This is a genomic window from Modestobacter versicolor (genome assembly GCF_041028285.1).
Taxonomy (GTDB): domain Bacteria; phylum Actinomycetota; class Actinomycetes; order Mycobacteriales; family Geodermatophilaceae; genus Modestobacter; species Modestobacter versicolor_A.
In genome coordinates this window covers 538552-551374 of record NZ_JABGDB010000002.1, presented here as the reverse complement: position 1 = coordinate 551374, position 12823 = coordinate 538552, and the positions used below count along the sequence as shown (strand labels likewise).

Below are 12823 nucleotides of genomic sequence, written 5' to 3'. Positions count from 1 at the left end.
GTACGGGAGCCTGGGTCAGGCCTTCTCGGCGATCGTGAAGAGGTCGATGAGGCCGGTGACCTCCAGCGGACGGGTCACGGCGCGGGTGTTGGCCACCAGCCGCAGCCCGACGTCGCGGGAGCGCGCCGACTTCTGGGTCTCGACGAGCACGGCCAGGCCGGCCGAGCCGAGGAACTGGACGCCGCACAGGTCGATGACCAGCGCGGACGGCTGCTGCTCGAGCTGGGTGTCCAGCGACGCCCGCAGGACGGGCGCGGTGAAGGTGTCGACCTCGCCGACGACAGTCACGGTGACCGTGCCGTCGTCGTCGGTGGACGTCGCCAGGGTGATCACGTCGTCGAAGGGCGCTTCGTTCGAGTCAGCCGGGGCCGACACGTCGCGCGAGCCCTCGGCGGATGAGTCGGATGAGGTCACGGACTGCAGCTCCTCTCAGCGGCGATGCCCTGCGGGCACGCCTTCGCCCGGACAATGTACTGCGGTACACCGTCCGGCCCGACGTGGCCCGGGACATGCGGGGGTTCCGGCCACCCGACCGGGGGACCGGGCAGGCGACGGCTGGCTGCTCAACCGTGGCGCCCAACGTAGTCGTGCCACATGCGGGGCACCAATCCGGCCCGGGGCCGTGCGCGACCGGGTGCGGACCGGGGCTCGCCGCCCCGTCCCGCGCCCCGGTCGGCGGCACCGCTCAGCCGTCGGTGACGTGCATGGCCCGCTCCTCGGGGCCCTCCCCGCCGACGGCCTCGTCGTCCTGGGCGAGGACGTCGTCGCTGACGCTGTCGGTGAACGAGTCGGCCCGGTCGGAGACGCCGTCCTGGCTCAGCTGCGGCACCGTCCGGTCGTGGGTCTCGGCCGCCCGGACGTCGTCGGCGGCGTCGAGGTCGACGTCGGGGACCTCCCGGTCCAGCCGGCCGGACAGCGACTCGCCCTCGGCCTGCTCGCGGGCGGTGGTGCCCACGTCGATGCTGGCGCCGGCCCGCTCACCGGGGACCGGGGCGAACTCCGGGTCCTCGGCCATCGCCTCCGAGGGGTGGTCGTCGTCGGCGATGTCCGGCACGCCGTCGTCCTCGTAGGAGACGTCGCGGGCGGTCTGGCCTTCCGGGTCGGTGCCGGAGGTGACGGCGTCCGTCGTCCCGGTGAGGCCGCGCTCGTCGTCGGGGAACTCGGCGTCGTTCAGCGCGGAGTCCCGCGCCGCCTGCTCGGTGTCCAGGTCGGCGGTGGAGTCGTGGGCCTCGGTCATGGGGGAGCTCCTCCGTTCTGCGTGCCGCAGGTGCGCACGCTCGTCCGTCCCGCGGGACGGGGGAGCCGGTCGGGTGACCGGCGTCGTGCAGTCGCCCTACCCGCCCGCCCCGGTGCCATGCGTGAGCCGGCTCGCCCCGGACGGCATGGCCGCCCGGGGACGGGGGTACCGGCGGGGCATGGCGATCACTGACGAGGTCCAGCGGCTCGGGGCACCGGTCCGCCGGTGGGCCCGCACCCAGCAGGAGGAGTACACGAACGGCGAGGTGCGCCCGCTGGGGGCGGACCTCGGGGCGATGGGCGTGTACCTGTCCCTGGTGGGCGCCGCGGCGACCGCCATCCGGGTGTCCGGCCGGGAGCTGCCCACCCGCATCCCGGTCGGCGACGCCGTCCTGCTCACCGTGGGCACGTTCCGGCTGGCCCGGCGGATCGCCAAGGACCCGGTCACCGCCCCCGTCCGGGCACCGTTCGTCAGCTACACCGGCACCTCCGGCGAGGCCGAGGTGGCCGAGGAGGTGCGCGAGCACGGTGGCGTCAAGCACGCCGTGGGCGAGCTGCTCACCTGCCCGTTCTGCATGGCGCAGTGGGTGGGCACGGCGTTCGTGCTGGGGTACGTCACCGCGCCCCGGGCCACCCGGCTCGCCGCGCTGACGATGACCATGGTCGCCGGCTCCGACGTGCTGCAGTTCGCCTACGACGCCATCCAGAACGGAGCCCTCGAGCCGGCCGGTCCGGACGACGCCGGCAGCCTCACCGGCCAGGAGGTCTGAGCACCCGGCCGCTCACGCAGCGTGGCCACCGGCGACGGGCCGGGCCCGCTGCCCGGGTCACCCCTCGGGGTGGCTGACCACGCAGCGTGGCCGTTCGCGCTGCCGGAGCGGCCCGGCTGCGCCTATCCTGCGATCTTGACGAGACGGGGTCGCGGGACCCCTGGGCCAGGAGGTGCGGCGTGCGGTCGATCTGGAAGGGCGCGGTCTCCTTCGGCCTGGTGAGCATCGGGGTGAAGCTGTACTCGGCGACCGAGGACCACGACATCCGCTTCCACCAGGTGCACAAGACCGACGGTGGCCGGGTGAAGTACAAGCGGGTCTGCTCGGTGGACGGCGAGGAGGTCGAGTACAACGACATCGCCAAGGGCTACGAGCTGCCCGACGGCCAGCTGGTCGTGCTGACCGACGAGGACTTTGACCTGCTCCCGCTGGGCACCACGCACGAGATCGAGGTGCTCCAGTTCGTCGACCAGGAGCAGATCGACCCGATCCACTTCGAGAAGACCTACTACCTGGAGCCCGACGGGGTGGCCACCCGCCCCTACGTGCTGCTGCGCACCGCGCTGGAGAACGCCGGCCAGGTCGCGATCACCAAGATCGCCATGCGGCAACGTGAGTCGCTGGCCGCGCTGCGGGTGCGCGAGGGCGTGCTGGTGCTGCACACCATGCGCTGGCCCGACGAGATCCGGCGCCCCGGCTTCGGCTTCCTCGACGAGGACGTGCCGGTCAAGCCCGCCGAGCTCGCCATGGCCGAGTCGCTGATCTCCACGATGGCCGGCGACTTCGACGCCTCGGCGTTCACCGACGACTACCGCGAGGCGATGCAGGCGCTGCTGGAGGCCAAGCAGAGCGGCGGTGAGGTGCAGCAGGCCCCCGAGGCCGCCGACGACGGTGGCGGCGCGGTGGTCGACCTGATGAGCGCGCTGCGGCGCAGCGTCGAGCGGGCCGGCGGCAGCGCGTCCGCGCCGTCCGGCGGCGCCGGCGACGGCGACGGTGCGGACGGCGGCGCCGACGAGGCCCCGCCGGCGAAGAAGACCGCCCGCAAGCCGGCGGCGAAGGCGGCCACCCCGGCGAAGAAGGCACCGGCCCGGAAGGCCGCGCCGAAGAAGGCCGCCGCGGACGCCGACGAGCCGGCCAAGCCCGCCAAGCGCGCCTCGCGGGCACGCAAGACCGCCTGACCGGCGGTGGCGACCTCCGACCCGCTGGCGACCTACCGCGCCCGCCGGGACCCGGCCCGCACGGCCGAGCCGGTGCCGCCGGCGGACCGGCCGCTGCCGACCGGGGACGACGACACCTTCGTCGTCCACGAGCACCACACGCCCCGCGGCCGCACCGGCGAACGGGTGCACTGGGACCTCCGCCTGGAACGCCACGGGGTGCTGAAGAGCTGGGCGGTGCCCAAGGGCCCGCCCACCCAGCCGGGGCTCAACCGGCTCGCCGTCCCCACTGAGGACCACCCGCTGGAGTACGCCTCCTTCGCCGGCCGCATCACCGCCGGTGAGTACGGCGGCGGTGAGGTGGCCATCTGGGACGCCGGCCGGTACGCGACCGAGAAGTGGGACGACGACCACGTGACCGTCTCCTTCGCCGGCTCGCGGCTGAGCGGCCGGTACGTGCTGTTCCGGCTGCCCGACGGCACCTGGAACGTGCGCAAGCTGGACGCCGACCCGGTGGTCGACGAGCCGGTGGCCGGCGTGCCGGAGGACCTGCCGCCCATGCTGGCCGCCATCGGCGAGCTGCCCCGCCCCGACGACCTGCGCTGGGGATACGAGTTCAAGTGGGACGGCGTCCGCGCGCTGGCCCACGTGCGCGGGGGCCGGGTGCGGCTGCGGGCGCGCAGCGGCAACGACGTCACGGCCAGCTACCCGGAGCTGCACCGGCTGCCCGAGGCGCTGGGCGGGCACGACGCCGTGCTGGACGGCGAGGTCGTCGCCCTCGACGCCCGCGGCCGCCCGGACTTCGGCCTGCTGCAGGGCCGCATGCACCGCACCGGCCCGGAGGTCGCCCGGATGGCCGCGGCGGCCCCGGTCAGCTACCTGGTTTTCGACCTCCTGGCGCTGGACGGCGAGAGCCTGCTCGGGCTGCCGTACCCCGAGCGCCGGGAGCGGCTGGACGCGCTGGCGCCGGTCTCCGACCGCTGGGTGGTCACGCCGTGGTTCCGCGGCGACGTGCCCGGGGTGGGGGACCAGGTGCAGGCGGCGAGCCTGGAGAACGGGCTGGAGGGCGTGGTCGCCAAGCGGCTGGACTCGGCGTACCGGCCCGGCGGCCGCGGCCCGGACTGGCGCAAGGTCAAGAACATCCGCGCCCAGTCGGTCGTCGTCGGGGGCTGGCGTCCCGGGGCCGGACGGCGGGCGGGCGGCATCGGCTCGCTGCTGCTGGGCGTGCACGACGACACCGGCCGGCTGGTGTTCGCCGGGCACGTCGGCACCGGCTTCACCGCGAAGGCGCTGGCCCAGCTGGAGCCGCTGCTCACCGCCCGGCCGACGGCCCCGTTCGCCGACGCGCTGCCGCGCGAGGTCACCCGCGACGCGCACTGGGTCGAGCCGCTGCTGGTCGGGGAGGTCGCCTTCACCGAGTGGACCCGCGAGGGCCGGCTCCGGCACCCGTCCTGGCGAGGGCTGCGCGGGGACCTGGCGCCGGCCGACGTGGTGGTGGAGCCGTGAGCGAGCTGGCGAGCGATCACGTGGTCGTGGAGCCGTGAGACAACGGGTGCACATCGAGGGCCGCCAGCTCGAGGTCTCCAACCTGGACAAGGTGCTGTTCCCGGAGGTGTCGTTCACCAAGGCGCAGGTGATCGACTACTACGTCCGGATCGCGCCGGTGCTGCTGCCGCACGTGGCGCACCGGCCGGTCACCTTCACCCGCTGGCCCAACGGCGTCGACGGCCAGGCGTTCTTCGAGAAGAACAACGCCCGGCACGCGCCGGAGTGGGTGCGCACCGTGACCGTGCCGTCGCCGGGGAGCTCACGGGGCCGGGAGACGTTGGACATGGTGCTGCTGTCCGCCGTCCCGGACCTGGTGTGGTCGGCCAACCTGGCCGCGCTGGAGGTGCACGTGCCGCAGTGGCAGGTGGACGACGACGGCGCGGCCCGGCTGCCCGACCTGCTGGTGCTCGACCTCGACCCGGGGCCGGGCACCGGGGTGGTGGAGTGCGCCGCGGTGGCCCACCGGCTGCGCGAGCGGCTGGTCGCCGACGGCCTGGACCCGGTGGTGAAGACCTCGGGGTCCAAGGGGCTGCAGGTCTACGCGCCGATCAGCTGCGCCGACCGGGACCACCCCAGCCGGTACGCGAAGGCGCTGGCCCAGGCGCTCACCGGCGAGACCCCGGACGACGTCGTCTGGCGGATGGAGAAGGCGCTGCGGCCGGGCAAGGTGCTGGTCGACTGGAGCCAGAACAACACCGCCAAGACGACGGTCGCCCCGTACTCGCTGCGCGCCCGCCCGCTGGCCACGGTGTCCACGCCGCTGCGGTGGGCCGAGGTCGACGAGCTGCGCGCGGGCGGCGACCCGGAGTCGGTGCGGTTCCGGACCGACGACGTGCTGGCCCGGGTCGAGGAGCACGGCGACCTCTTCGACGTCGACGCCCGCCCCCGCGCCGCCCTCCCCGACTGACCCCTCCGGCCCTCAGGGCGAACATGGCCATCTTCGCCAGCCAGGGCAGGGCGAACATGGCCATCTTCGCCGCCCAAGAGAGGGCGGAGATGGCCATCTCCGGCCTGGCAGGTCGCGTGTTCACGTGGTGTTGACTTGACCCAGTCAAGACAACGGCGTTGAGTGGACCTGCGCCGAGGGTCCTCGCCGCGCACCCCCACGTGGACGCCGAGACCACCCCGGCCGCGCGCAGCACCAGCAGTTCGATCCGAAGAGGAGCGTGAGCATGACCGACGTCGCATCGCAGGGCCCCGCAGCCGGTGAGGCCGACCGCGCCGTCCTGACCGACCGTCAGGGCCACCCGGTCTACGACAACCAGAACCAGCGCACCGTCGGGGCCCGTGGGCCCGCGACGCTGGAGAACTACCAGTTCCTCGAGAAGATCAGCCACTTCGACCGGGAGCGCATCCCGGAGCGGGTGGTGCACGCCCGCGGCGCCACCGCGTTCGGCGTCTTCGTCGCCGACGGCACCGTCGGTGACGAGCCGGTCTCCGAGTACACCCGCGCGAAGCTGTTCCAGGAGAAGGGCAAGGAGACCGAGGTCGCCCTGCGGTTCTCCACCGTCGCCGGTGGGCGGGACTCCTCCGAGGCGGCGCGCGACCCGCGCGGCTTCGCGGTGAAGTTCTACACCGAGGACGGCAACTGGGACCTGGTCGGCAACAACCTCGGCGTCTTCTTCATCCGGGACGCCATCAAGTTCCCCGACTTCATCCACTCGCAGAAGCCCGACCCGGTGACCTTCGACCGCCAGGTCGCCAACCGGGTCTTCGACTTCTGGTCGCAGTCGCCCGAGGCGCTGCACATGATGACGCTGGTGCTCAGCCCGCGCGGCCTGCCGGCGAGCTACCGGTTCATGCAGGGCTTCGGAGTGAACACCTACAAGTGGGTCAACGCCGCCGGTGAGACCAAGCTGGTCAAGTACCACTGGCTGCCCAAGCAGGGCGTGAGGTCCTGGACCGAGGCCGACGCCGCCGTCGCGCAGAGCAAGGAGCTCGGCGTGCACACGAAGGACCTCTACGAGGCCATCGAGCGCGGCGACTTCCCCTCCTGGGACCTGCACGTGCAGCTGATGGACGACCACGAGCACCCGGAGCTGGACTTCGACCCGCTCGACGACACCAAGACGTGGCCGGAGAACGACTTCCCGCTGCGCAAGGTCGGCACGATGACGCTCAACCGGGCGCCGCGGAACTTCTTCGCCGAGAGCGAGCAGATCGCCTTCGGCACCGGTGTGCTCGTCGACGGGCTGGACTTCTCCGACGACAAGATGCTGGTCGGCCGGACGTTCTCCTACTCCGACACCCAGCGCTACCGGGTGGGCCCGAACTACCTGCAGCTGCCGGTGAACCAGGCCAAGAACGCCCGGGTCGCCACCAACCAGCGCGACGGCCAGATGGCCTACGCCGTCGACCTCGGCGAGGGCCAGAACCCGCACGTCAACTACGAGCCGTCGATCCTCGGCGGCCTGCGTGAGGCCCAGCACCCCACGCACGACGAGCAGGGCCCGGAGATCACCGGCCGGCTCACCCGCAAGCGGATCCCGCGCACCGACGACTACACGCAGGCGGGCCAGCGCTACCTGCTGTCGGAGCAGTGGGAGAAGGACGACCTCATCGCCAACCTGATCGCCAACCTGTCGCAGTGCGACCGGCCGATCCAGGAGCGGATGACGTGGCACCTCTTCATGGCCGAGGACGAGCTGGGCCAGCGGGTCGGCGACGGCCTCGGCATCTGCGCGGACGACGTCCGGGGCATGGCGCCGCTGCAGAGCCAGACGCTCACCGAGGCCGAGCTGCAGCGCGCAGCCAACCTGGGCAAGAACGGCCCGCGCGACGTCACCGGCCTGGTCATGACGCACTGCGTGCCGAACGAGCGCGTCGTCCTGGCCGACTGAGCCGGCGGGGCCGACGCCCACCCGCTGCGGGCCACGACCGGACTCCGGTCGTGGCCCGCAGTGCCGTGCGGCCAGACTCGGGGCCATGGACGACGCCGCACTGCTGTCCGCCGCCGCCGACCGGCTCGAGGAGCTGGCCGCCCGCACCACCGGGGGCACCTGGACCCTCCGTGGGCTGCTGGCCAGCCGGCCGGAGGTCGTCGCCGTGGCCGCCGACGGCAGCACCGAGCACGTCGCCGAGGCCCGCGTCCGGACGGCGGGGTGGATCAGCACGCTGAGCCCGGCACTGGCCGGTCCGCTCGCCGGCTGGCTGCGCAGCGCAGCGCCGACGGACCGGCACGCCGTCGCGGTGGCCCGGCAGCTGGTGGCCTCGGCGTCGCGGCGGGCGCTGACCGCGGGTCAGCCCGTCGAGCCTCCCGCGGCCGATCGGTAGCGTCCCGGCCATGGACCGCGTGGCCCCGCTCTACGACGCCTTCAACGCCCGGGACATCGACGCCGTGGTCGCCTGCTTCGCCCCGGACGTCGACTGGCCCGACGCGATGCACGGCGGCAGGGTGCTGGGCGCGGACGCCGTCCGGGCCTACTGGCTGGACCAGTGGGAGGTGGTCGACTGGCACGTCGTCCCCCGCCGCGTGCGCGAGCTGCCCGACGGGCGGGTGGAGGTGCTGGTCGAGCAGACCGTCCGCGACCGGGACGGCGACCTGCTCAGCCACGCCGCCGTCCTGCACACGCACACCTACACCGGGTCGCTGATCAGCCGGACGGACGTCGGCGACCCGCAGGCCTGAGAGGACGGCACGCCCGTGGAGACACCCGTGGAGGACGTCTGGTCCCTGGCCCGTGAGCTGGCCGCGACCGCGGCGGTGGCAGACGACGGCCGGGCGGCGCGCATCGTCGCCGGAGGCCACCCGGCGACCCTGCGGCAGACCGTGGTCGCGCTGCGCGCCGGTACCGGCCTGGCCGAGCACGAGGACCCCGGCGAGGCGACGGTGCTGGTCCTCCAGGGCCGGGTCCGGCTCAGCTGGACCGGCGGCGAGCAGCAGGCCGCCCCGGGCGAGCTGCTCGTCGTCCCGGCCGGGCGGCACGCCCTCGGGGCGCTGCAGGACGCCGTGGTGCTGCTGACGGTCGCGGTGCTCGCCGGCTGATCCGCGGGGCTCACTCGCCGGGGCGGTCGCCGTCCTGCTCGGCGAGGAACTGCTCGATCTGCGCGCCGAGCTCCTCGCCGGTCGGCATCTCCCCGCCGAAGCCGAGCAGCCCGGTGTCGTCGCGGGCGGCGGTGAAGGAGTCGAACTGCTCCTCCAGCGCGGCGACGACGGCGGTGTTCTCGGTGCTCCGGCCGATCTGCTCGTCGACGTCGGTGCGGTTCGCCTCGGCGGCCTCCCGCAGCACCTCCGTCGGCACGTGCAGCCCGGTCAGCTTCTCCAGGTGCTCGAGCAGGGTGAGCGAGGCGGCCGGGTAGGTGGCCTGGGCGAGGTAGTGCGGCACGTGCGCGGCCACGCCGAGCGCGTCGACGCCGGCCTCGCCGAGCCGCAGCTCCAGCAGCGCCCCGACGCTGCCCGGGATGCGCATCTCGCCCCAGTACACCGGGTAGGACTCGATCAGCTCGCGCCGCGTGGCGTGCGCGGTGACGGTGACCGGCCGGGTGTGCGGCACCGGCATCGGGATGGCGTGCAGCGCGACGACCCGGGTGACCCCCAGCCGCTCGACCAGCTGGAGCACCGCGGCGATGAACCGCTCCCAGGCGTGGTCGGGCTCGGCGCCGTGCAGCAGCAGGAACGGCTCGCCGGCGTCGTCCTCCAGCGCGTAGATGCCGATCTCCGGCGCGGAGACCGACTCGTAGCGGTCGCCGGAGAACACCATCCGCGGCCGGTGCCCGCGGTAGTCGACCAGGGCGTCGACGTCGAAGCGGGCGATCAGCTGCGCGGGCAGTGCGTCGAGCAGGTGGGCGCCGGCCAGCGAGCCCGCGTGCGCGGCGTCGAACTCACCGCTCAGGTCGTGCACGAGCACCAGGCCCCGCCGCTCCTCGGGGGAGGAGACCGCCGCCTCGCGGGCGAGCAGGGGCTCCGCCTCGGGGAGGAGCTCGACGAGGTCCTCCGGTCGCTGCAGCACGGTGGTCCTCCTGTGGTCCGGGGTCGTGGGGTCGGAGCGGTCGGCTCCTGGCCCTCTCAGCGGTGAAGGCGCAGCAGCTTGCGGGCATTCCCGAGCCGGCTCACCCGGCCCGCGCCCTCGGGCACCGCGCCGGCCGGCTCGGCGTCGTCGGAGTCGGGGTTGACCGACGGCTCCAGCTCCGCCTGCCGCCGCACGAGCTGCGAGCCGGAGGAGTCGCCGGTGAGCTGCCGGGTGGTGCCGTCCGCGGCCACCTCGGGCGTGAGCCCGTCGAGCACGTCCCGGCCGTAGCGGTAGAAGACGGCGATCAGGGCCACGACCGGCACGGCCAGGAAGGCGCCGATGATGCCGAACAGGCTGCTGCCGGCGGTGACCGCGAGGATGACGACGGCGGCGTGCAGGTTGAGCCCGCGGCCCTGGATGATCGGCTGCAGCACGTTGCCCTCGAGCTGCTGCACGGCGACGACGATCGCCAGCACGATGAGCGCGGTGGTGAAGCCGTTGCTGACCAGGGCGATCAGCACGGCGAAGGCGCCGGCGACGAAGGCACCGATGATCGGCACGAAGGCGCCGAAGAAGGTCAGCACCGTCAGCGGGAGCACCAGCGGGACGTCGAGGACCCACAGGCCCACGCCGATGAAGAAGGCGTCGACGAAGCCGACCAGGGCCTGCTGCCGGATGAACTCCGACAGCGTCGACCAGGTCTTCTCCGACAGCGCGGCGACGTGCGGGGCGGCCCGGGGACCGGTCTGCGCGGCGAGCCACGGCACCCACTTGGGGCCGTCCTTGAGGAAGAAGAAGCACAGCAGCAGGGCGAGGACCAGGTTGATCAGGACGTTGCCGATGGTGGTGGCGGTGGTGACGGCGTAACCGGCGATGTTCTGCGCGTTGGACTGCACCGAGTTGATCACCGAGTCGACGGCGTTGCCGACCTGGTCGTCGTCGAGGTTGAGCGGTGGCCCGGCGACCCAGTCCTGGATCTCCTGCAGGCCGCCGCTGAACTGGTCGGCGAGGTCCTCGACCTGCCCGACGACCTGCGGCGCGATGGCGGCGATGATCCCGCCGAAGGCGCCGAGGAACAGCAGCACCGTGGTCGCGGCGGCGAGCGCCGGCGGCCACGAGTGCTTGCGCAGGAACCGGGCGAGCGGCCACATCACCGTGCTGAACAGCAGCCCGAGGACGACGGGCAGCAGCACGACCCACAGCCGGCCGAAGACGAAGCCCAGGATGATGAGGCCCGCGGTGATCAGGATGAGCTCACCGGAGGCGATCGCGACCCGGCGGGTGGCCGCGTGCATGCGCTCGGTGCGCTGCGGCCCGGGCGCCGGCGCCCGGGTCGGGACCATCGTGGGCTCCTGGTCCTCCTCCGTCGTCACGGCGGAGGCACCCGAGTCGGCCGGGGTGGCCGGGGCTGCGGGGTCGGGGGAGGACTCGTCGGGCATGCGCTGATCCCAGCACACCCCGGCCCGCGGGACCCGTTGTACGGCCGGTGTCACACCGCCGTCGTAGGTTCGGTCCATGCCGAGAACCGCCACCGCCGACCGGGTCGACCGCGACGGGCTGCTGTCCTTCCTGCGCCCCCGGCACAAGGCCCTGCTGCTCACCCGCCGCGCCGACGGGTCGCCGCAGCTGTCCCCGGTCAGCTGCGGCGTCGACGACGAGGGCCGGGTGGTCGTGTCCACCTACCCGCAGCGCGCCAAGGCGGTCAACGCCCGCCGCGACCCGCAGGTGTCCCTCTGCGTGCTCTCCGACGACTTCGACGGGCCGTGGGTCCAGGTCGACGGCCGGGCCGAGGTGCTGCACCTGCCCGAGGCCCTCGAGCCGCTGGTCGACTACTACCGCGCCATCAGCGGCGAGCACCCCGACTGGGCGGAGTACCGCGCCGCGATGCAGCGCCAGGGCAAGGCGCTGCTGCGGGTGACCGTCGAGCGCTGGGGGCCGGTGGCGACCGGCGGCTTCCCGCCCGAGCTGGCGTCCTCCTGACATCGGCAACGTGAGAGCCTTGCTTTTCTCGCCGCAAGCTGGTGGACTTGCGCGGTGCCGTTCGTGCTGACCGTTGACCAGCGCGGGAGCCGGCGCAGCGCCGACCGGGTGCCTGCCGCGCTCTCCGCGCTCTCCGGCGTGCCCACGGTGCTGCGGTTCGAGCGCACCGCCGGTGACGAGTTCCAGGGCGTGCTCGACGACCCCGCCGTGGTGGTCGACGTGGTGCGCCGGCTGGTCCGCGCCGGCACCTGGAGCATCGGGATCGGCGCCGGGCCGGTGCAGACCCCGCTCCCGGGCAGCACGCGGGCCGGGGCGGGGCCCGCGTTCATCGCCGCCCGCAGCGCGGTGGACGCGGCCAAGCGCCGTCCGGTGCGGGTGGCCGTGCGGGGCGCGGTGACCGAGGCGGCTTCCGACGCCCAGGCGGTGCTGACCGCGCTGGCCGCCCTGGTCGAGCGGCGCAGCGACCAGGCGTGGGAGGCGATCGCCCTGGTGGAGGACGGCCGCACCCAGGCGCAGGCCGCCGCCGAGCTGGGCGTCACCCGGCAGGCGGTCGGCCAGCGGCTGTCGGCCGGGCTGTGGGAGGTCGAGCGGGACCTGTGGCCCACCGCGGCCCGGCTGCTGGCGCGGGCGGTGGGATGAGCGTCGCCGCCCTGGTCGTGCTGGCCGGCCTGGTCGCCGCCGGTGCCGCGCTCACCCCGCGCAGCGACACCCGCCGCAGCGGGCTGAGCGCCGTCCTGCTGGTGGCCGGGCTGGCGCTGGCCGCCGCCCTGGCGCTGGCCGCCGGCCGGGTGGGCGACTGGGTCGAGACCGCCGGCGTGCTGCTCGCGGTGGCCGCGGCCGCCCTCGGTGGCGGACCGGTCGCGACCGCGGTGCTGCGCGCGGCCGACCCCGACCGCGGCCCGTCCCGCCGCCGCGCCTCCGACCCGGAGGTGCTGCGCGGCGGCACCTGGATCGGCGTGCTGGAGCGCACCGCGATCGCCGTCACCGTGCTGGCCGGCTTCGAGGAGGGGCTCGCCGTGCTGATCGCGGTCAAGGGGCTCGGCCGGTTCAACGAGCTCAAGGCCCCGGTCGCGTCGGAGCGGTTCATCATCGGCACCCTGGCCAGCGGGCTGTGGGCGCTGGGCTGCGTCGGGGTCGCCGTCCTGCTCCGCCGCTGAGGCCGGTGCGCGGGCGGCCCGCCCCG

At 74.2% G+C, this 12823-nt stretch carries 15 protein-coding genes; 11 read left to right on the top strand and 4 right to left on the bottom strand.

Annotated features, from left to right (window positions below; all coding sequences use genetic code 11):
* Positions 1 to 15 precede the first annotated feature (15 nt).
* Together HL054_RS09020 and HL054_RS09015 are read right to left on the bottom strand one after the other, a co-directional pair.
* The gene (locus HL054_RS09020) at positions 16 to 414 is read right to left on the bottom strand and encodes an STAS domain-containing protein (RefSeq protein ID WP_369138589.1); all 399 of its coding nucleotides are present in this window, start codon (positions 412 to 414) and stop codon (positions 16 to 18) included.
* A 271-nt stretch (positions 415 to 685) separates the two neighbouring features.
* Entirely contained in the window at positions 686 to 1237 is a 552-nt protein-coding gene (locus HL054_RS09015) for a hypothetical protein (RefSeq protein ID WP_369138588.1), read from the bottom strand.
* Positions 1238 to 1415: 178 nt separating this feature from the next.
* Here HL054_RS09015 and HL054_RS09010 point away from each other — a divergent pair, with 178 nt between their 5' ends.
* The 8 genes from HL054_RS09010 to HL054_RS08975 all read left to right on the top strand — a co-directional run bounded on the left by HL054_RS09010 (position 1416) and on the right by HL054_RS08975 (position 8696).
* Complete coding sequence (locus HL054_RS09010; protein ID WP_369138587.1) at positions 1416 to 2006, top strand: DUF1360 domain-containing protein; 591 nt, start codon at positions 1416 to 1418, stop codon at positions 2004 to 2006.
* A gap of 179 nt (positions 2007 to 2185) precedes the next feature.
* The gene (gene ku / locus HL054_RS09005) at positions 2186 to 3184 is read left to right on the top strand and encodes a non-homologous end joining protein Ku (RefSeq protein WP_369138585.1); all 999 of its coding nucleotides are present in this window, start codon (positions 2186 to 2188) and stop codon (positions 3182 to 3184) included.
* A 6-nt stretch (positions 3185 to 3190) separates the two neighbouring features.
* Positions 3191 to 4669, top strand: coding sequence for a non-homologous end-joining DNA ligase (gene ligD / locus HL054_RS09000; RefSeq protein ID WP_369138583.1), 1479 nt, complete (start codon positions 3191 to 3193; stop codon positions 4667 to 4669).
* Between the two features lie 34 nt (positions 4670 to 4703).
* On the top strand, positions 4704 to 5618 hold the full coding sequence (gene ligD / locus HL054_RS08995) for a non-homologous end-joining DNA ligase (RefSeq protein ID WP_369138582.1): 915 nt from the start codon (positions 4704 to 4706) through the stop codon (positions 5616 to 5618).
* A gap of 265 nt (positions 5619 to 5883) precedes the next feature.
* On the top strand, positions 5884 to 7551 hold the full coding sequence (locus tag HL054_RS08990; RefSeq protein ID WP_369138581.1) for a catalase: 1668 nt from the start codon (positions 5884 to 5886) through the stop codon (positions 7549 to 7551).
* An 85-nt stretch (positions 7552 to 7636) separates the two neighbouring features.
* Positions 7637 to 7984, top strand: a complete 348-nt coding sequence (locus HL054_RS08985) for a hypothetical protein (protein WP_369138580.1) — start codon at positions 7637 to 7639, stop codon at positions 7982 to 7984.
* Positions 7985 to 7994: 10 nt separating this feature from the next.
* Positions 7995 to 8339: a nuclear transport factor 2 family protein gene (locus tag HL054_RS08980; RefSeq protein WP_369138579.1), complete on the top strand. Its 345-nt coding sequence runs from the start codon at positions 7995 to 7997 to the stop codon at positions 8337 to 8339.
* A gap of 15 nt (positions 8340 to 8354) precedes the next feature.
* A complete protein-coding gene (locus HL054_RS08975; RefSeq protein ID WP_369138578.1) occupies positions 8355 to 8696 on the top strand; it encodes a cupin domain-containing protein in 342 nt (113 codons plus the stop codon).
* Positions 8697 to 8706: 10 nt separating this feature from the next.
* Here HL054_RS08975 and HL054_RS08970 read toward each other — a convergent pair whose 3' ends face one another.
* Together HL054_RS08970 and HL054_RS08965 are read right to left on the bottom strand one after the other, a co-directional pair.
* Positions 8707 to 9660, bottom strand: coding sequence for a proteasome assembly chaperone family protein (locus HL054_RS08970; protein ID WP_369138577.1), 954 nt, complete (start codon positions 9658 to 9660; stop codon positions 8707 to 8709).
* Between the two features lie 56 nt (positions 9661 to 9716).
* Complete coding sequence (locus tag HL054_RS08965; RefSeq protein ID WP_369138576.1) at positions 9717 to 11099, bottom strand: AI-2E family transporter; 1383 nt, start codon at positions 11097 to 11099, stop codon at positions 9717 to 9719.
* A gap of 76 nt (positions 11100 to 11175) precedes the next feature.
* On the opposite strand from HL054_RS08965, the gene HL054_RS08960 reads away from it, so the two are divergent.
* From HL054_RS08960 to HL054_RS08950, 3 genes are all read left to right on the top strand, one after another.
* Positions 11176 to 11640, top strand: a complete 465-nt coding sequence (locus HL054_RS08960) for a PPOX class F420-dependent oxidoreductase (RefSeq protein WP_369138575.1) — start codon at positions 11176 to 11178, stop codon at positions 11638 to 11640.
* Between the two features lie 63 nt (positions 11641 to 11703).
* The gene (locus HL054_RS08955) at positions 11704 to 12279 is read left to right on the top strand and encodes a hypothetical protein (protein WP_369138574.1); all 576 of its coding nucleotides are present in this window, start codon (positions 11704 to 11706) and stop codon (positions 12277 to 12279) included.
* Positions 12276 to 12797: a hypothetical protein gene (locus HL054_RS08950; protein ID WP_369138573.1), complete on the top strand. Its 522-nt coding sequence runs from the start codon at positions 12276 to 12278 to the stop codon at positions 12795 to 12797. Before HL054_RS08955 ends, HL054_RS08950 begins: the two co-directional genes overlap by 4 nt.
* The last annotated feature ends 26 nt before the right edge of the window (positions 12798 to 12823 follow it).